Raw genomic sequence first — 17313 nt, 5'->3', positions numbered from 1 at the left:
TCCGGACGTCCTGTGACGCCCACCACTTGGGAAGCTACCGCAGCCCACTGACAACGGCGCGCGTTCCCCGAAAAGAGCAGGTCACGACGGCCGACAGCCGCGGGCAGCCGCAGGCGCTCAGGGGCGCGGGGAACTGCGCGAGCAACCACGACGCACCCGCACAGGCCGCCGCAGGCACCCCCTGCAAAGCGCCGCAGGCCGCCGCAGGCATCAGGCCGCAGCGACGCGCGCCCGCACAGCCGCCCGCGACCCCACCACGGTGATCCCCACAACCCCCGCCACAGCCAGCAGCCCGACCCCCACGGTCCCGCCCCAGCCCCCCGAGTGGAACGCCATGGCCCCGACCGTGCTGCCCACGCTCGACCCGATGTAGTACGCCGACTGGTACAGCGCGGACGCCTGCGCCCGCCCCCGCGTCGCCGTCTTGCTCACCGCCGAAGAGGCCACCGCGTGCCCCGCGAAGAACCCGGCCGTGATCAGCACCAGCCCCAGCAGCACCGGCACCAGCGACCCGGCCAGCGACAGCAGCAGCCCCGCCGCCGTCGTACCGCCGGCCAGGTACAGCGCGCCGCGCCGCCCGAGCCGCCCCACCAGCCGCCCGGCCCCGGACGCGGACACCGTGCCGACGAGGTACACCAGGAAGATCGAGCCGACGACACCCTGCGGCAGCCCGAACGGCGCCTCGGTCAGCCGGTACCCGATCACCGTGTACACGCCGCCGAACACGGTCATGAACAGCGCGCCGATCGCGTACAGCCGCCGCAGCAGCGGATTCCCCAGGTGCTCCCGTACCGTGCCCACCAGCACGCGCGGCCGCAGCGAACCCGCCCGGAAGTGCCGCGGCGCGGGCAGCAGCACCCGGAACGCCACCGCGCACCCGACCGCGATCAAGCCGACGACCGCGACGGCGGCCCGCCAGCCCCACTCCTGGGCGACCCAGCCGGTGATGACCCGGCCGCTCATCCCGCCGACACTGTTGCCCGCGACGAACAGCCCGATCGCGGTGACCAGCGCCCGCGGCGTGACCTCCTCCGCGAGGTACGCCGTCGCCGAGGCCGGCAGCCCGGCCAGCGCGGCGCCCTGCACCGCCCGCAGCGCCACCAGCGCGCCCAGCGACGGCGCGAACGGCACCAGCAGCCCGACCGCCACCGCGACGGCCAGCGAGACCGTCATGACCGTACGGCGTCCGAAGCGCTCCGACAGGGCGCTCATGGGGAGGACGAACAACGCCAGACCGCCCGTCGCGGCCGCCACCGTCCAGCTCGCCTCGCCCGCCGCGACCCCGAGGTCGGCGGAGATCAGCGGCAGCAGGGCCTGGGTGGAGTACAGCAGGGCGAACGTCGCGACACCCGCGAGGAACAGCGCGAGGCTCATCCGGCGGTAGCCGGGGCCGCCGGGGGTCATACGGGAGTCGGAGGAGGGGCCGGACGGCGGAAGCGAGACGGACGGAACGGCGCCCACGGTGGTGGACGCCCCGGTACTGGCGGGAGTCATGCCTCGAACGTACGGACGCCCCGGCTCATGCGTCCAATGCACGGACTGGCGATAATCGTTCCCATGGTGCATCAGCAGAGGTCACAGCCGCGACTGTCACGGACCGGTGACACAGAAGACATGGTGATGTCGCTCGCGCCACGCCTCGCGTACTTCGCCGGGGTGGCCCGCACCGAGCACGTGACCCGGGCCGCGCAGGAGCTGAACGTCCCCCAGTCGACCCTCTCCCGCGCCATGGTCCGTCTCGAACAGGACCTCGGCGTCGACCTGTTCGCCCGGCGGGGCCGCACCGTCTCCCTCACCCCGGCCGGCCGCACCTTCCTCACCTCCGTCGAACGCGCCCTCGCGGAGATCGGGCGGGCCGCCGAGGAGGTCCGCGCGGACGCCGACCCGGCCACCGGCAAGGTCGCGTTCGGGTTCCTGCACACCATGGGCGCCGAGACCGTCCCCGGCCTGCTCCATGCCTTCCGCGCCGGCCATCCCCGGGTCCGCTTCAGCCTCGTCCAGAACCACGGCGAGGCGATGCTGGAGGGGCTGCGCGCCGGCGAACTCGACCTGTGCCTGACCTCCCCGGTCCCCGACGCCCAGGACCTGGTGGCCCGCCGCCTCGACGAGCAGAAGCTGCGCCTCGTCGTGCCCGCCGACCACCGCCTCGCCGCCCGGCGCCGGGTCCGCCTCGCGGAGGCCGCCGACGAGACGTTCGTGACCCTGGAGCCGGGCTACGGCCTGCGGCGCATCACCGACGACCTGTGCCAGGAGGCCGGGTTCAAGCCCCGGGTGGCCTTCGAGGGCGAGGAGGCGGAGACCCTCAGGGGCCTGGTCGCGGCGGGCCTGGGGGTCGCCCTGCTGCCGCCGCCCACCGTCCCGCGCCCGGGCGTGGTGGAGCTGACGGTCACGGCCCCGCGGGCGGTCCGCGAGATCGGCGTGGCCTGGCGGGCCGGGCACCCGGACACACCGCCGGTGGCGGCGTTCAAGAAGTTCCTGCTGTCGAGGAGGGGCAGCCTGCTGCCCTGACCGCCGCGGGCGGCACCCGGCCCTTCCGTCGCGGGCCGCCCCCGCCTCACCGCCGCAGTGACCTGCCGAACCCGGAGGCCAGCGGCATCCGCAGTCCTATGGGCGGCGGCGCCGCGAAGGCGTCCACGACCGGCCGGGAGAAGGCGTGCCCGAACAGCGCCCCCATGACGAAGTCCTCGGCCAGAGCGAGGACTTCGTCGCGATACTGCTGCAACCGGTGCCGGTCCGAGTGCACTTCGAACCGGCACACCTGCCGGTTCGCCTTCTTCGCCCGCACCGCCAGCCGGAACGACAGCTCCGGGTCGGTGCGCTCGTCGTTCGTGCCGTGCACCATCAGCACCTGCCGGCCCACCAGCTGTTTCACCGGTTCGGGTGGTGCCGCGACGTCCTCCTCCGGCAGCCAGGGGGCGATCGCCAGGACGGAGTTGACGGCCTCGTGGCCGCCCGCGTGCAGCGCGGCCCGGGCGCCCATGTCCAGCCCGGCGAGGCAGACGGGGACGTCCCCGTGGCGGCGTACGATCTCGTCGGCCGCCCAGGCCGCGTCGCAGGCCAGGTTGGCGTCGCTGCCGTTCCAGCCGCGGCACCGGTAGTGCACGACGTGCACCGCCAGCCCCTCCGCGCGGCCCGCCCGCGCCAGCCGCCGCCCCAGTGCGCGGACGGAGGCCGCGGCGAGCAGGGGAGAGGGTCTGCGGGCGGACATCTCGTCACCGCCGGGCAGCAGCAGCACCGCCCCGCTGACCGTCGTCGGCTCCTGTCCAACTGCCCGCCCCAGCCGGGCCGTACGAAGCGGCGTCGCTTGCTGTGCCATGACAGAACAGTGTCAGAAGCGCGGGTGTACGCCACCCGTCCGTAGGGTCACCGTTGCGTATCGACGGATGCGCGTGCCGGGCTGTCTACGCGCGTAGGAGTTACAGTGCGGAGATGACGAGCCAGACCATTCGGACGGGCACCACGCCCACCCCGGACCAGATCCGCCGGGCGCCCAAGGTTCTGCTGCACGACCACCTCGACGGCGGCCTGCGTCCCGCCACCGTCGTCGAGCTCGCCCGCGACAGCGGGTACGACCAACTCCCCGACACCGACCCCGACAAGCTCGCCCTGTGGTTCCGCGAGGCCGCCGACTCCGGATCCCTGGAACGGTACCTGGAGACCTTCTCCCACACCGTCGGCGTCATGCAGACCCGCGACGCCCTCGTCCGGGTCGCCCGCGAGTGCGCCCTGGACCTCGCCGAGGACGGCGTCGTCTACGCCGAGGTGCGCTACGCCCCCGAACAGCACCTCGCCCAGGGCCTGACCCTGCAGGAGGTCGTCGAGGCCGTCAACGAGGGCTTCCGGCAGGGCGAGCGGCAAGCCCGGGAGAACGGCCACCGCATCCGCCTCGGCGCCCTGCTGACCGCCATGCGGCACGCCGCCCGCTCCCTGGAGATCGCCGAACTCGCCAACGCCTACCGGGACGCGGGCGTCGTCGGCTTCGACATCGCGGGCGCCGAGGCCGGCTACCCGCCCACCCGGCACCTGGACGCCTTCGAATACCTCAAGCGGGAGAACAACCACTTCACCATCCACGCCGGTGAGGCCTTCGGGCTGCCCTCCATCTGGCAGGCCCTCCAGTGGTGCGGCGCCGACCGGCTCGGGCACGGGGTGCGCATCATCGACGACATCGAGGTACGCGAGGACGGCACCGTGCGGCTCGGCCGGCTCGCCTCCTACGTCCGCGACAAGCGCGTCCCGCTGGAGCTGTGCCCCAGCTCCAACCTCCAGACCGGCGCCGCCGCGTCGTACGCCGAGCACCCCATCGGGCTGCTGCGCCGGCTGCACTTCCGGGCCACGGTGAACACCGACAACCGGCTGATGTCCCACACCAGCATGAGCCGGGAATTCGAGCACCTGGTCGAGGCGTTCGGTTACACGCTCGACGACCTGCAGTGGTTCTCCGTCAATGCGATGAAATCAGCGTTCATTCCTTTCGATGAACGACTCGCGATGATCAATGACGTCATCAAGCCCGGGTACGCGGAACTCAAGTCCGAATGGCTGTTCCAGCAGACCGCCTCGACCAGCGGTTCTGCGGACACGGAGGGCTGAGTACGGGAATACGCGTGCGCGGAATGCGGACGGGCATTCACAACCCGTCCGCATTTCGATGTTTGCGGCGGGTGCCTCGGCATGTTTACGGTCGTGGACCGCTCATATCCCCGTCGTTTCCGTTACGAGGACTCATTTCATGAAGCAGTCTGCTGCCAAGACCCTCGGTGTCGCCGCCCTCGGTGCCGCCTTCGCCGCCGCGGGTGCCGGCGCCGCCAGCGCCGCCCCCGCCGTCCCCGACGCCGGCCAGGCGCTGGACGGTGTCACCCGCACCCTGCCGGCGGAGAACATCGTCACGACGCTGCCGGGTGCCGCCGAGGCGCTGACCCAGGGCAAGTCCGCGGCCGGATCGAGCCTCACCGCCGCGCAGCCGGCCGCGCAGCAGGCGCTCGCCGGCGGCCCGACCGCCCCGGTCGCCGGGCTCCTCGGCGGTCTGCCGGTGGGGAACCTGCTGCCCACCAAGGGTGTCGGCCTCAACGGGCTGCCGCTGGGCGGCTGAGCGGCCGTACCGCCCTGCACGCGCCGGCGGGGCGCATCCCTTCTCACCCGGGATGCGCCCCGCCGGCGTGTCCGCCCGCGGTCACCAGGCCGTGCGGGCCTTGTCCTCCGACGGCAGGAGGAGCCACAGCGCGATGTACAGCACGAACTGCGGGCCGGGCAGCAGACACGACAGCAGGAAGATCACCCGCATCGTCGTCGCGGACGTACCGAAGCGCCGGGCCAGCGCGGCGCACACGCCGCCGATCATGCGGCCTTGGGTGGGGCGGGCGAGGCTGGACATGGAAACTCCCGTCGGTGGATTGGCCGGTGGGCCCTCACGGCCTGCCGTTGCGGCCGGCCGGGTACCCATCTGCCGTCCACGCTACGGGGACGAAGAGGACGAAGCGTCGCTCCACGGGGCGATCCCGACCCTGGGAATCGTCGGGGTCCGACCCTGAGCCGGCTCCTCCCAGCGGGGTGCGGCGTGCTCGGCGGGCTCGTTCCTGCGGCGGAGCCACGCGCGGGCCGCCGGGACCACCGCCAGATGCGCCAGGGCCACGCCGACGGCGTTGAGGAGGAGCGAGTCGACGTCCACCACCTGACCGGGGACCCCCGTCTGGAGCAGCTCGATGCCCAGCGAGAGCAGCGTGCCCGCGGCGACGGTCCGCAGCAGGGAACCCAGCCGGGAGACCGCGAGCCGGCCGTGCGCCAGCGGGAGCAGGACCCCGAGCGGCGCCAGCAGCGCCAGACCCGCGCCGATCCGGCGCGCCGCCTCGGGCCAGCCCAGCGCCAGGTCGGCGCGGATCCCGGCGAAGGGACGCAGATTGGCCGGCATCACCCAGGGGACGTCCAGGGGTCGCAGCGTGAACCAGGCGACGAATGCGAGGTGCGCGACGAGGAGGACGCCTCCCGTCAGCCGGATGCGGAGAACGGCGTTGCCGCCGATGGAGCCTTCACGCTGCACGCCCCCCAAGACGCCACGCCCGGCGGGAACGGTTCCGGCTTCCGCGCGGACAGCCGATATCCCCGTGAGGCGTCCGCCACACCGGCGACCGCCGACAGAGGGGAGAGCGGCCCGCCCGGGCCCGCCGGGTCGCCGTGACCGGGCCTGCCGGGCAGCCGTGACCGGGCCTCCCGAACCCCTTTCCGGGCCCCCGCACCGCTGTCCAAGCCTTCCGCACCCCTGCCCGGGCCTTCCGCACCCCTGCCCGCGCCTCCCGCACCGCTGTCCCGGCCTCCCGCACCCTTGGCGGGCCTCCCGTGCCCGCGGAGGGGTCAGCCCCCCGCCCCCACCTCCGTCGACGGCGGCTCCTTCGTGCCGGGGCGGGTGCGGACCTCGTCCGTGCACTCGTAGCGGCGCAGCGGGCCCGTCGGGCCGCCCAGGACGACCGAGCCGTCGCCCTCGGCCGCCGCCGAGTCGGAGAAGGTGCACACGAGCTGCGCGAGGGCGTACGAGGTCAGGTCACCGGGGGAGGTGCTCAGACGCAGGGCGTCGTCGGGGTCGCGCGGACCGGGCCCCCGCACCGTCATGCCGCCGCGCACGTCGGTCGTGTAGCCGGCCTCCTTCTCCGCCGCCGACGGCGTCTGCGCCAGCTCGTCCAGCAGGCCCTGGGCGACGAGGACCCGGCGCTGGGAGTCCGGCGCGCCCTCCGGGACCCGTACCGACCGGTCCACGGCCACCAGCGACGAGCCGCACAGCAGGAACACCTGCACCGGCACCCCGCGCGCGGCCTGCGGGGAGACGTCCGGCTCGGCGAGCGAACAGCGCACCCGGGAGGGTGCCGCCCCGAAGTCGGTCGGGACCTCCGTGGCGCGGATGCCGCACCCGGCCAGCACCACGCCCAGCAGCGGGAGCGCGAGCAGGCGTTTGACGGTCACGTGGCTTCCCCCTCGGATGTCTCCCCCTCGTCGGACTTCCGCGCCAGCTCGGACGCGTCCCGCGGCAGCCGCAGCGTGAACACCGCGCCGCCCTCGGGGGAGTTGGCGGCAGTGATGTCGCCGCCGTGGATGTGCGCGTTCTCCAGGGCGATGGACAGGCCGAGGCCGCTGCCCTCGGAACGGGGGCGGGAGGCGCTCGCCTTGTAGAAGCGGTCGAAGACGTGCGGCAGGACGTCCTCGGGGATGCCAGGCCCGTGGTCGCGGACCGCGATCACCACCGAGTCGTCCGACTCGCGCACCGACACCCGTACCGGCGACCCGCCGTGCTTGAGCGCGTTGCCGATCAGGTTGGCGAGGATGACGTCCAGGCGGCGCGGGTCCAGATAGGCGTGGATGCCGCGCTCGGCGTCCAGCTCGACCGCGTCCAGCCAGGCCCGCGCGTCGATGCAGGCGGTGATCTGGTCGGCCACGTCGACGTCGTCCAGGACCAGCCGGGCGGTGCCCGCGTCGAAGCGGGTGACCTCCATCAGGTTCTCGACCAGGTCGTTCAGCCGGCGCGTCTCGCTGACCACCAGCCGTACGGCCGGCTCGATCATCGGGTCGATGCCGCCCGCCTCCGACTCCAGCTCCTCCTCCAGCACCTCCGTCACGGCCGTGATCGCGGTGAGCGGGGTGCGCAGCTCGTGGCTCATGTCGGCCACGAAACGCCGGGAGGCATCGTCCCGGGCCGCCATGTCCGCGACCCGCTTCTCCAGGGCCTCCGCCGCGTTGTTGAACGTCCGCGACAGATCGGCGAGTTCGTCCGTGCCCGACACGCGCAGCCGCGTGTCCAGCTTGCCCTCGCCCAGCCGGCGGGCGGCGATGCCGAGCCGGTGCACCGGCTTCAGCACGGTCGTCGCGGCGGCCTGCGCGAGCAGCGCGGCGCCGATCAGAGCCAGGCCCGTGGCGATGCCCAGCGACCAGGCCAGCGAGTTGAGGTCCTTCGCCTCCGGCTCCAGCGACTTGAGCATGTAGCCGGTGGGACCGCCCCCGATCACCTTCGTCCCGGCCACCAGATACGGCGTGCCGTCGTCCACCACCCGCTGCCAGTACAGGTGGTACGGCGACTTGTTGGCGGAGGTGACCTTCTGCTGCCGGTTCACCGCCTCGCGCAGCGACACCGGCACGTCCCGCAGCGCGAAGCCGTTCAGGCCGCCGGAGTTGCCGTACACCGTCTTGCCGCTCGCGTCCTGCGCGACCAGCAGCACGCTGAACCGCTGGCTGCTGTTGGCCATCTGCCCGGCGGTGTGCTGCAGCTCGTCCTGCGAGGGGTGCTCGGGCAGCGCGCCCGCCCGGTTCTGCATCTCCTGCTGGAAGTCACGCAGCACCGCGTCCTGGGTGCGGGTGAGCACGGCCTCCCGGTTCAGCCAGTAGGCGATCCCGGACGCCGACACGGCGGCCGTCAGCGCCACCAGGCCGAACACGACGACCAGCCGCAGTCGCAGGCTGGTGAAGCGCAGCCGCGACAGACCCCTCTTGCGATCCGCGGCCCAGCCGCGGAAACCCCCTTGCCGTGTCGTCACTGAGGCGGATCCAGGCGGTAGCCGACACCACGCACGGTACGGATCAGCGTCGGGGACGAGGGCACGTCCTCCACCTTGGCGCGCAGGCGCTGGACGCACGCGTCCACCAGCCGGGAGTCACCCAGGTAGTCGTGCTCCCAGACCAGGCGCAGCAGCTGCTGGCGGGAGAGCGCCTGCCCCGGCCGCCGGCTCAGTTCGAGCAGCAGCCTCAGCTCGGTCGGCGTGAGCTGAAGATCCTCCCCGTTCTTCGTCACGGTCATCGCGGCCCGGTCGATCACCAGGCTGCCGAAGCTCGCCGCGTCGTTCGACTCGCGTTCGCCGCGGCGCAGCACGGCCCGGATCCGGGCGTCGAGCACCCGCCCCTGCACCGGTTTGACGACATAGTCGTCGGCCCCGGACTCCAGCCCGACCACGACGTCGATGTCGTCGCTGCGCGCGGTCAGCAGGATGATCGGCAGCTGGTCGGTGCGCCGGATGCGCCGGCACACCTCGAAACCGTCGATGCCGGGCAGCATCACGTCCAGCACGATCAGATCCGGTCGCTGCTCCCGCAGGAGCTTCAGACCGTCCTCACCGCTGGCAGCGGTCGCCACACGGTGTCCCTGGCGCGTCAGTGAGAGCTCCAGGGCCGTACGGATGGCGTCGTCGTCCTCGATCAGCAACAGGGAAGGCACGGGCTCATTCTGGCCCATGGAGGGGCCGCTGTTCGACCTGTGGGCCGCACGGGTGCGATCTCCGGACCCCGGGAGGCTGTGTCCGATCTTGGAAGAGACCGTCACCGACCCCTGTGACAGGTCTGTGACAGTCGGCGGACACGGCGATGAAGTGACCCCGGCAAGCTTTTCGGCACAGGCAACACCGCAAGCGAAATACCGGGAAGTCCACGACGGGAGGCGCGAGATGAACACGCTGCACGGCACCAGCACCAGCGCAGTGGTCACGCGTCTGCACGACGTGCACACGCACCGGGGTTCGGAGAAGTCCGGTGCCGTGAGCGGGCGGGGGTGCGCTCGCGGCACCGGGCGTCAGCACACCGCGCATGCGCAGCAAGGGCTTCAGCCCTACATGACGGTGGTTGACGCGCACACGGGGGACACGCACGGGGGAAGCGCGTACGGGGAGGGCTCGGGGGAGCGGACGTCCCTGTCGGAGGCGGAGTTCACCGCCTACGTCCAGGAGCGCCGCGCCTCCCTGTACGCCACCGCCTACCACCTGACCGGCGACCGCTTCGAGGCCGAGGACCTGCTGCAGAGCGCGCTGTTCTCGACGTACCGGGCGTGGGACCGGATCAGCGACAAGGCCGCGGTCGGCGGATACCTGCGCCGCACCATGACGAACCTGCACATCAGCGCGTGGCGCCGCCGCAAGCTGAACGAGTACCCGACCGAGGAGCTGCCGGAGACGCCCGGCGACACGGACGCGATGCGCGGCACCGAGCTGCGCGCGGTCCTGTGGCAGGCGCTGGCCCGGCTGCCGGAACTCCAGCGGACGATGCTGGTCCTGCGCTACTACGAGGGCCGCACCGACCCGGAGATCGCGGAGATCCTCGACATCAGTGTCGGCACGGTGAAGTCCAGCATCTGGCGCTCGCTGCGCCGCCTGCGCGAGGACGAGGTCCTCAGCTTCGGCCGTGACGAGGAGGACGCCTTCGGGGAGCTTGTCGCCTGAGGGTGAGGGGGGACACGGGGGAAACAAGGGGAAACACGGGGGTCCCTGGGGGGGATCCACGGGGGTGGTACGGGGGAAGAGAGCGGGGCTGGAGGGCCGGGGGGTCCGTCCAGTCCCGTTTTCGCGTGCCGTACGGCCTTACGGTCGCGACTCCGCGGTGCCGTACGGCCTCACGCCGCCGTCCGGTCGGTGAACCTGGCCGCCCAGGCCGCCGCCGCCAGCCGGACCAGCGCCTCGTCCCGGTCGCAGGCGTACGCGCCCAGCGCGGTCTGCCGGGCCACGATGGAACGCTCGGCGCGCATCAGCCGCCAGCCGCGCCGCAGCAGGAACGGCACCGACTTGCGGCCCTCGCGCAGGTCCCGCAGGAACCGGCGCCGGAAGGTGGTCACGGCACCGCGGCTCAGGCACAGCGCGTCGGAGAGGACGCCCAGCTCCCGGCAGCGGGTGACGATCTCGGCGGCGAAGATGCCCTCCGCGATGAACAGCGGGGCGCGCCCGATGTCGACGGTCTCGGTGCCGGTGCGGGCGCTCAGCGAGAGGTCGTACACCGGCACGTCGGTACGGCCCCCGCGGCACAGGTCCACGATCGCGGCGACGGCCGCGTCCGCGTCCCAGGAGCCGGGGGCGTCCCAGTCGATGTCGGAGCTCCCGGCCACCAGCGGCAGCGTGGGGTCGTCGCCCTCCTTGTAGAAGTCGTCGAGCCGGAGCACCGGAAGGCCGGAACGGGCGGAGAGGAGCGACTTGCCGGAACCGGAGGGGCCGCAGAGCAGCACGACGCGCGCGGACAAGGACGGAAGGGAACTCACGGGACACCAGTGTGAGGCATCCCCCGGCCGTCGAACGACCCCGCGGGTCGGCTTTGATACACGACTCACACCTCAACTACGCTTCGCACCGACCTGATTACGTCTCGTAGCTCTTTTCCGTAGCAGAGGTGGCAGTGGCGATGGCCCGACACGACTCCCCCCAGACCCCGGCCGGCCGGCGTGCCCTGGTCGCCCTCGCGACCGCGGGCGTCGCCCTCGGAGCGGGCGCGGCGAGTGCCTCCGCGGCCGAGGCCGAGCCCGTCCTGGACGTGGTGCAGACCCGGCCGTCCAGCCTGGGCAAGATCGACCCCCGGGCGGGCCTCGCCGCGCTGACCGGGACCGTGGGGTACGTCACCGGGCCGGTCGCCGGCCTCAAGCCCAACCCGCTCGCCGGTACCGGTGTCGACCCGCTCGACAACGGTGTGGGCACCCAGCTCGGCGACTTCCAGCCGCTGACGTCCCAGGCCCTGACGGGGCCGGTGGCGCAGGCCCAGTCGCTCGGCGCGGTACCGGTGCTGGGACAGCTCACGGGGCTGCTGGGCGGTGTGCAGGGCGGCCCGGTGGGCTGACGCCGCCGCGCGCACGCAAAGAGCCGCGCCGCCCCCGGACGGAGGGGCGGCGCGGCTCGTTCGTGGGGCGGTCCGCAGCTCAGTAGGACGAGCCGGAGGCGCCCAGGGAGCCCGTCGGGTGCCAGACGGTCTTCGTCTCCAGGAACGCCGTCATGCGGTCCAGGCCCGGCGAGGCGAACCAGTCGTCCACAGGCTGTGGACGCAGGACGCGCTTGAGGTTGTCCGCCGCCGCGATCTCCAGCTCCTTCGCCAGCGCCTCGTCGGCGCCCGCGAGGTCGATCGCGTTGACGTCCTGGTGCGCGGCCAGCGGCGCCGCGATCTCCGCCGTACGGCCGGAGAGGATGTTGACCGTGCCGCCGGGGACGTCCGAGGTGGCCAGGACCTCGCCCAGGGACAGGGCCGGGAGCGGGGCCTTCTCGGAGGCCACCAGCACGGCCGTGTTGCCGGTCGCGATCACCGGGGCGAGCACCGAGACCAGGCCCAGGAACGACGACTCCTGCGGGGCCAGCACGGCGACGACGCCCGTCGGCTCGGGGGAGGACAGGTTGAAGAACGGGCCCGCGACCGGGTTGCCGCCGCCGACCACCTGGGCGATCTTGTCGGTCCAGCCCGCGTACCAGACCCAGCGGTCGATCGTCGCCTCGACCTGGTCGGCCGCCTTGGACTTCGACAGGCCCTCGGCGTCGGCGACCTCGTGCACGAACTGGCTCTTGCGGCCCTCCAGCATCTCCGCCACGCGGTAGAGGACCTGGCCGCGGTTGTACGCCGTCGCGCCCGACCAGGCGCCGAACGCCTTGCGCGCGGCCACCACCGCGTCACGGGCGTCCTTGCGGGACGACTGCGGCGCGTTGGCCAGCCACTTGCCCTTGTGGTCCGTCACCTCGTACACCCGGCCGCTCTCGGAACGCGGGAACTTCCCGCCGACGTACAGCTTGTAGGTCTTCAGTACGGAAAGCCGATCAGACATCGAGGTACGCCTCCAGGCCGTGGCGGCCGCCCTCGCGGCCGAAGCCCGACTCCTTGTAGCCGCCGAACGGCGAGGTCGGGTCGAACTTGTTGAACGTGTTGGACCAGACGACGCCCGCGCGCAGCTTGTTCGCCACGGCGAGGATCCGGGAGCCCTTCTCGGTCCAGATGCCCGCCGACAGGCCGTACGGCGTGTTGTTGGCCTTCGCGACCGCCTCGTCCGGCGTGCGGAAGGTCAGCACCGACAGCACCGGGCCGAAGATCTCGTCGCGGGCGACGGTGTGCGCCTGGGTGACGTTCGTGAACAGCGTCGGGGCGAACCAGTAGCCGGACGAGGGCAGTTCGCAGGCCGGCGACCAGCGCTCGGCGCCCTCCGCCTCGCCCTGCTCGACGAGCGTGGTGATGCGGGCGAGCTGCTCCTCGGAGTTGATCGCGCCGATGTCGGTGTTCTTGTCCAGCGGGTCGCCGAGGCGCAGCGTCGACAGGCGCCGCTTGAGCGAGTCCAGCAGCTCGTCCTGGATCGACTCCTGGACCAGCAGGCGGCTGCCCGCGCAGCAGACCTGTCCCTGGTTGAAGAAGATGCCGCTCACGATGCCCTCGACGGCCTGGTCGATCGGGGCGTCGTCGAAGACGATGTTGGCGCCCTTGCCGCCCAGCTCCAGAGTGAGCTTCTTGCGGGAGCCCGCGACCGTGCGGGCGATCTGCTTGCCGACGGCGGTGGAGCCGGTGAAGGCGACCTTGTTCACGTCCGGGTGTGCGACGAGCGCGGCGCCCGTGTCGCCGTAGCCCGGGAGGATGTTGACGACGCCCTTCGGCAGGCCCGCCTGGCGGCAGATGTCCGCGAAGAACAGCGCGGACAGCGGGGTCGTCTCGGCCGGCTTCAGCACGACCGTGTTGCCGGTGGCCAGCGCCGGGGCGATCTTCCACGCCAGCATGAGCAGCGGGAAGTTCCACGGGATGACCTGGCCGGCCACGCCCAGCGGCTTCGGCGAGGGCCCGAAACCGGCGTGGTCGAGCTTGTCGGCCCAGCCCGCGTAGTAGAAGAAGTGCGCCGCCACCAGGGGCAGGTCGGCGTCCCTCGTCTCCTTGATCGGCTTGCCGTTGTCCAGCGTCTCCAGGACGGCCAGCTCACGGCTGCGCTCCTGGATGATCCGCGCGATGCGGAACAGGTACTTGGCGCGCTCGGAGCCCGGCAGCGCCGACCACTTCTCGAACGCCTTGCGGGCGGCCTTCACCGCGCGGTCCACGTCCTCGGCGCCCGCCTGGGCGACCTCGGAGAGGACCTCCTCCGTGCTCGGGCTGACCGTCTTGAAGACCCTGCCGTCGGCGGCCTCGACGAACTCGCCGTCGATGAACAGGCCGTAGGAGGGGGCGATGTCGACGATCGAGCGGGACTCGGGCGCCGGTGCGTACTCGAATGCGGAAGACCGCTTCTCGATGCTCATGGTGATCAGTCCACCGTCACGTAGTCAGGGCCGGAGTAGCGGCCGGTGGCCAGCTTCTGACGCTGCATCAGCAGATCGTTCAGGAGCGAGGAGGCGCCGAAGCGGAACCAGTGGTTGTCCAGCCAGTCCTCGCCGGCGGTCTCGTTGACCAGGACGAGGAACTTGATCGCGTCCTTGCTGGTGCGGATGCCGCCGGCCGGCTTCACGCCGACCTGGATCCCGGTCTGCGCGCGGAAGTCCCGCACGGCCTCCAGCATCAGCAGGGTGTTCGCGGGGGTCGCGTTGACGGCGACCTTGCCGGTCGAGGTCTTGATGAAGTCGGCCCCGGCCAGCATGCCGAGCCAGCTGGCGCGGCGGATGTTGTCGTACGTCGACAGCTCGCCGGTCTCGAAGATGACCTTCAGCCGGGCCGAGGTGCCGCAGGCCTCCCTCACGGCGACGATCTCGTCGTACACCTTCAGGTACCTGCCCGCGAGGAACGCCCCGCGGTCGATGACCATGTCGATCTCGTCCGCGCCCGCCGCGACGGCGTCCTTCACGTCCGCGAGCTTCACCTCCAGCGCGGCCCGGCCGGCCGGGAAGGCGGTGGCGACGGAGGCGACCTTCACGCCGGAGCCGGCGACGGCCTCCTTGGCGACGGCCACCATGTCCGGGTAGACGCAGACCGCCGCGGTGGCGGGCGTGGTGCGGTCGGTCGGGTCGGGACGGACCGCCTTGGCGCCGAGCGCCCGGACCTTGCCCGGGGTGTCCGCGCCTTCCAGCGTCGTCAGGTCGACCATCGAGATGGCGAGGTCGATCGCGTACGCCTTGGCGGTCGTCTTGATGGAACGGGTGCCCAGCGCCGCGGCACGCGCCTCCAGGCCGACCGCGTCGACGCCGGGCAGCCCGTGGAGGAAGCGGCGCAGCGTGCTGTCGGACGACGTCACGTCCGAGAGGCTGTGGGCTGCGGTGGGTGCATTGGTGGGCATGGTCACCAGACGAGCATATCTACGCGCGTAGCGGCTGTACACCCCTGGCAGAAGGGCACGGACAAATGCCGGGCCGGGCGAGACACCTCAGAGGCCCGGGGAAGGCGTTTCTGCCACTGGAAGCGCCGGGCAGGGCGAGGCACCTAAGGGGCGCGGGGAACTGCGCGAGCAACCGCAGACGACCCGCACCCGCGTACGGCCGCCCGCGCTACGGCGCTGTGGCGTTACGCAGGGCGGCGACGGGGAAGCGCCGGCCAGGGCGAGGCACCTGAGGGGCGCGGGGAACTGCGCGAGCAACCGCAGACGACCCGCACCCGCACACGGCGACCCGCCGTCCGCGGCGACAAGGCGCCCGGCATCCCCGCGGAGCGGTACGGCACAATCGGCCTCATGAGCACCCCGCGCCCGTCCTCCCCCGCGCCGCAGGCCCCCGCGTCCCCGGACCGGATCTACCGGTCGCCCTCCGGCATCGCCGCAGGCGTCCTGCTGCTGGCCATCGCCGGCTGGCTCGGTATCGACGCGATCGTCGTCGGGCACGGCCGGACCCCCTGGCTGGCGCTCGCCGTGCTGATCCTCGTCGTGCCGGCGGTCACCGCCTTCACCCTGCGGCCCGCCGTCCTCGCCAACGAGCACCGGCTGCGCGTACGCAACCCGCTGCGGGTCATCACGCTGCCCTGGGGCCAGATCGAGATGTTCCGCTCCGGCTACACCAACGAGGTCTTCGACAAGTCCGGCACCAAGTACCAGCTGTGGGCCGTGCCGGTCTCGCTGCGCGCCCGCAAGCGCGCCGCGAGCAAGCAGGCCCGCATCGAGGCCGGGGAGCGCGGCGGCCGGGGCCGCGGCCGGGGCCTGTTCGGCCCGGGCCCGGTGGGCGTGCCCGGCGGCCCCGCGCCCGAGCCGGAGGGCCCCGCGCGCGCCGAGGGCGACCGGATCATGGACGAGCTGAAGGACCTGCTGCAGTCGCGGGGCCCGGCGGCCACGTCCCAGGGCGACGTGACCGTGCGGTGGGCGTACGAGGTGATCGCGCCGGTGATCGTCGGCGCGGTCCTGCTGGCCATCCTGTCGGCGGTGGCCTGACCCCGCCCGGCCCGACCCCACCCCGAGGGCGTTTCAGGGTGCGCTCGGCCACACCAGCGCCATGTACGCGCTGAAGTAGACCCCCGCCGCCACCGCCGCCCCCAGCATCAGCACCCGGTAGCGCGGCGTGGCCCGGAGCAGGTGGCGGGCCAGCGGCAGGAGCAGCGGGAAGGCGGGCAGCAGGAAGCGGGCGCGGGGGAAGTAGACGCCGCCGCTGCCCAGCACGATCAGCAGCAGGACGCCGGAGAACACCAGCAGCGGCAGCGGCTGGCGGTCCCACAGCGACAGCGCGAACAGCACCGCCGACCCCAGCAGCGTCGCCGTCACCAGGACCAGGAACAGCTCGGGCGTCGAGTCGTACATCAGCAGCTGCCGCATCCGGCGCAGGGTCTCCACCCCGCCGTCCCACTCGTTGTGCCACAGCCGCTGTACGGCGAAGTAGCCGTCCCAGCGGTGCAGCCGCAGGCCCACCCAGCCCACGTACCCACACCAGCCCAGCGGCGCCAGCAGGGCCGCCGCCAGCGCGCGCCCCGCAAAGCCCCGGCGCAGCGAGAGCAGCGCCGCCACCGTCACCACCGCCGCCACCGCGACGCCCGTCGGGCGCGTCAGGCCCGCCGCCACCGCCAGGCCCGCCGCCCACAGCCAGCGGCCCGTCAGGACGGCGTACAGGGCCCAGGCCGCGCACGCCGTGAAGAGGGACTCGGTGTAGCCCATCCACTGCACCAGGCCCACCGGCAGCGCCGCCCACAGGGTCGCGAGGAGCACGCCGGTGCGCCGGTCGTGCAGGTGGGCGCCGACCGCGAACACCCCCCACGCCGCCACCACCGACGCCGCCACCGCCAGGCACAGGCCCGTCGTCGCCCGGGTGCCCGGCGTGACGGCGGCGACGGCCTTGACCAGCAGCGGGTACAGCGGGAAGAACGCGAGGTTGTTCGCGTCGTAGCGGGTGCCCAGCTCATGGGCGTAGCCGTGGTCGGCGATGCCGAGGTACCAGGCGGCGTCCCACTGCGTCGCGAGGATCGGCCAGACGCCGTGGCGCTGGCGGTGCGCCCACAGCGCGAGCAGCAGCAGGCTCGTCAGACGCACGGCCAGGTACGCCGTGAGGGCGGGGGCCGCCCGCAGCAGCGCGGCCCGCAGCGCGCCCGCTCGTGCCCCGGGCAGCGGGCCGGCGTGACGCCGGGCGGCGGGGACGCGCCCGCTCGGGGCGGTATCGGGGGCGGTCGGGGACACGGCGGCGGCCTCCAGCACTCGGGCGGGCGGTACCGGTACACCGTTGCCCGGGCGGGGGCGCCGCGGCCGCG

Annotated in this window: 18 protein-coding genes; 6 read left to right on the top strand and 12 right to left on the bottom strand. The window is 72.9% G+C overall.

Annotated elements, in window-relative coordinates; translation table 11 throughout:
- Nucleotides 1–210: 210 nt before the first annotated feature.
- Nucleotides 211–1494 (bottom strand): MFS transporter, encoded by a 1284-nt coding sequence (locus IE308_RS18795; RefSeq protein ID WP_190218790.1) that lies wholly within the window; start codon nt 1492–1494, stop codon nt 211–213.
- A 63-nt stretch (nt 1495–1557) separates the two neighbouring features.
- On the opposite strand from IE308_RS18795, the gene IE308_RS18790 reads away from it, so the two are divergent.
- A complete protein-coding gene (locus IE308_RS18790) occupies nt 1558–2508 on the top strand; it encodes a LysR family transcriptional regulator (protein WP_190218789.1) in 951 nt (316 codons plus the stop codon).
- 46 nt (nt 2509–2554) lie between these two features.
- On the opposite strand, the gene IE308_RS18785 is transcribed toward IE308_RS18790, so the two are convergent.
- Complete coding sequence (locus tag IE308_RS18785) at nt 2555–3316, bottom strand: alpha/beta fold hydrolase (RefSeq protein ID WP_190218788.1); 762 nt, start codon at nt 3314–3316, stop codon at nt 2555–2557.
- A 113-nt stretch (nt 3317–3429) separates the two neighbouring features.
- Between IE308_RS18785 and IE308_RS18780 the strand changes: the two genes are divergently transcribed.
- Complete coding sequence (locus IE308_RS18780) at nt 3430–4593, top strand: adenosine deaminase (RefSeq protein ID WP_190218787.1); 1164 nt, start codon at nt 3430–3432, stop codon at nt 4591–4593.
- A gap of 139 nt (nt 4594–4732) precedes the next feature.
- Complete coding sequence (locus tag IE308_RS18775; RefSeq protein WP_190218786.1) at nt 4733–5092, top strand: ATP-binding protein; 360 nt, start codon at nt 4733–4735, stop codon at nt 5090–5092.
- Nucleotides 5093–5173: 81 nt separating this feature from the next.
- Here the strand turns inward: IE308_RS18775 and IE308_RS18770 are convergent, their stop codons facing one another.
- The 5 genes from IE308_RS18770 to afsQ1 form a co-directional block, all read right to left on the bottom strand.
- On the bottom strand, nt 5174–5374 hold the full coding sequence (locus IE308_RS18770) for a PspC domain-containing protein (RefSeq protein WP_110629998.1): 201 nt from the start codon (nt 5372–5374) through the stop codon (nt 5174–5176).
- Between the two features lie 81 nt (nt 5375–5455).
- Nucleotides 5456–6037 (bottom strand): VanZ family protein, encoded by a 582-nt coding sequence (locus IE308_RS18765; protein ID WP_190218785.1) that lies wholly within the window; start codon nt 6035–6037, stop codon nt 5456–5458.
- A gap of 311 nt (nt 6038–6348) precedes the next feature.
- Nucleotides 6349–6951 (bottom strand): hypothetical protein, encoded by a 603-nt coding sequence (locus IE308_RS18760; RefSeq protein ID WP_190218784.1) that lies wholly within the window; start codon nt 6949–6951, stop codon nt 6349–6351.
- Nucleotides 6948–8513, bottom strand: a complete 1566-nt coding sequence (locus tag IE308_RS18755; protein ID WP_110630001.1) for an ATP-binding protein — start codon at nt 8511–8513, stop codon at nt 6948–6950. The genes IE308_RS18760 and IE308_RS18755 overlap by 4 nt, the downstream gene beginning before the upstream one ends.
- The gene (gene afsQ1, locus IE308_RS18750) at nt 8510–9187 is read right to left on the bottom strand and encodes a two-component system response regulator AfsQ1 (protein ID WP_043503601.1); all 678 of its coding nucleotides are present in this window, start codon (nt 9185–9187) and stop codon (nt 8510–8512) included. The genes IE308_RS18755 and afsQ1 overlap by 4 nt, the downstream gene beginning before the upstream one ends.
- Nucleotides 9188–9413: 226 nt before the next feature.
- Between afsQ1 and IE308_RS18745 the strand changes: the two genes are divergently transcribed.
- Nucleotides 9414–10181 carry a SigE family RNA polymerase sigma factor gene (locus tag IE308_RS18745; protein WP_190218783.1) on the top strand — a complete coding sequence of 256 codons (768 nt, stop codon included), beginning with the start codon at nt 9414–9416 and terminating at the stop codon, nt 10179–10181.
- Nucleotides 10182–10351: 170 nt separating this feature from the next.
- Here IE308_RS18745 and IE308_RS18740 read toward each other — a convergent pair whose 3' ends face one another.
- The gene (locus IE308_RS18740; RefSeq protein ID WP_190218782.1) at nt 10352–11056 is read right to left on the bottom strand and encodes a uridine kinase; all 705 of its coding nucleotides are present in this window, start codon (nt 11054–11056) and stop codon (nt 10352–10354) included.
- Nucleotides 11057–11127: 71 nt separating this feature from the next.
- On the opposite strand from IE308_RS18740, the gene IE308_RS18735 reads away from it, so the two are divergent.
- Complete coding sequence (locus IE308_RS18735; protein ID WP_110630004.1) at nt 11128–11556, top strand: hypothetical protein; 429 nt, start codon at nt 11128–11130, stop codon at nt 11554–11556.
- A gap of 79 nt (nt 11557–11635) precedes the next feature.
- Here IE308_RS18735 and IE308_RS18730 read toward each other — a convergent pair whose 3' ends face one another.
- From IE308_RS18730 to deoC, 3 genes are read right to left on the bottom strand one after another with little or no spacing between them, the layout of a single operon-like run.
- Nucleotides 11636–12523, bottom strand: coding sequence for an aldehyde dehydrogenase family protein (locus IE308_RS18730; protein ID WP_110630005.1), 888 nt, complete (start codon nt 12521–12523; stop codon nt 11636–11638).
- Nucleotides 12516–13967: an aldehyde dehydrogenase family protein gene (locus IE308_RS18725; RefSeq protein ID WP_110630006.1), complete on the bottom strand. Its 1452-nt coding sequence runs from the start codon at nt 13965–13967 to the stop codon at nt 12516–12518. The genes IE308_RS18730 and IE308_RS18725 overlap by 8 nt, the downstream gene beginning before the upstream one ends.
- Before the next feature lie 5 nt (nt 13968–13972).
- A complete protein-coding gene (gene deoC, locus IE308_RS18720) occupies nt 13973–14935 on the bottom strand; it encodes a deoxyribose-phosphate aldolase (protein WP_190218861.1) in 963 nt (320 codons plus the stop codon).
- A 390-nt stretch (nt 14936–15325) separates the two neighbouring features.
- On the opposite strand from deoC, the gene IE308_RS18715 reads away from it, so the two are divergent.
- A complete protein-coding gene (locus IE308_RS18715) occupies nt 15326–16012 on the top strand; it encodes a PH domain-containing protein (protein ID WP_190218781.1) in 687 nt (228 codons plus the stop codon).
- 33 nt (nt 16013–16045) lie between these two features.
- On the opposite strand, the gene IE308_RS18710 is transcribed toward IE308_RS18715, so the two are convergent.
- Nucleotides 16046–17242: a putative hexosyltransferase gene (locus tag IE308_RS18710; RefSeq protein ID WP_190218780.1), complete on the bottom strand. Its 1197-nt coding sequence runs from the start codon at nt 17240–17242 to the stop codon at nt 16046–16048.
- Nucleotides 17243–17313: the final 71 nt, after the last annotated feature.

Source organism: Streptomyces griseosporeus, assembly GCF_014656055.1.
Taxonomy (GTDB): Bacteria; Actinomycetota; Actinomycetes; order Streptomycetales; family Streptomycetaceae; genus Streptomyces; species Streptomyces griseosporeus.
Note: the sequence above shows the minus strand (reverse complement) of the source record. Positions and strands in the feature narration are given on the sequence as shown.

Bases quoted from the DNA above. Each gene is read 5' to 3' on its own strand.
- IE308_RS18780 (WP_190218787.1), top strand. From the start codon at position 3,430: ATGACGAGCCAGACCATTCGGACGGGCACCACGCCCACCCCGGACCAG.
- IE308_RS18730 (WP_110630005.1), bottom strand. From the start codon at position 12,523: ATGTCTGATCGGCTTTCCGTACTGAAGACCTACAAGCTGTACGTCGGC.
- IE308_RS18775 (WP_190218786.1), top strand. From the start codon at position 4,733: ATGAAGCAGTCTGCTGCCAAGACCCTCGGTGTCGCCGCCCTCGGTGCC.
- IE308_RS18795 (WP_190218790.1), bottom strand. From the start codon at position 1,494: ATGACTCCCGCCAGTACCGGGGCGTCCACCACCGTGGGCGCCGTTCCG.
- IE308_RS18745 (WP_190218783.1), top strand. From the start codon at position 9,414: ATGAACACGCTGCACGGCACCAGCACCAGCGCAGTGGTCACGCGTCTG.
- IE308_RS18715 (WP_190218781.1), top strand. From the start codon at position 15,326: ATGAGCACCCCGCGCCCGTCCTCCCCCGCGCCGCAGGCCCCCGCGTCC.
- IE308_RS18735 (WP_110630004.1), top strand. From the start codon at position 11,128: ATGGCCCGACACGACTCCCCCCAGACCCCGGCCGGCCGGCGTGCCCTG.
- IE308_RS18770 (WP_110629998.1), bottom strand. From the start codon at position 5,374: ATGTCCAGCCTCGCCCGCCCCACCCAAGGCCGCATGATCGGCGGCGTG.
- IE308_RS18725 (WP_110630006.1), bottom strand. From the start codon at position 13,967: ATGAGCATCGAGAAGCGGTCTTCCGCATTCGAGTACGCACCGGCGCCC.
- IE308_RS18785 (WP_190218788.1), bottom strand. From the start codon at position 3,316: ATGGCACAGCAAGCGACGCCGCTTCGTACGGCCCGGCTGGGGCGGGCA.
- IE308_RS18790 (WP_190218789.1), top strand. From the start codon at position 1,558: ATGGTGCATCAGCAGAGGTCACAGCCGCGACTGTCACGGACCGGTGAC.
- deoC (WP_190218861.1), bottom strand. From the start codon at position 14,935: ATGCCCACCAATGCACCCACCGCAGCCCACAGCCTCTCGGACGTGACG.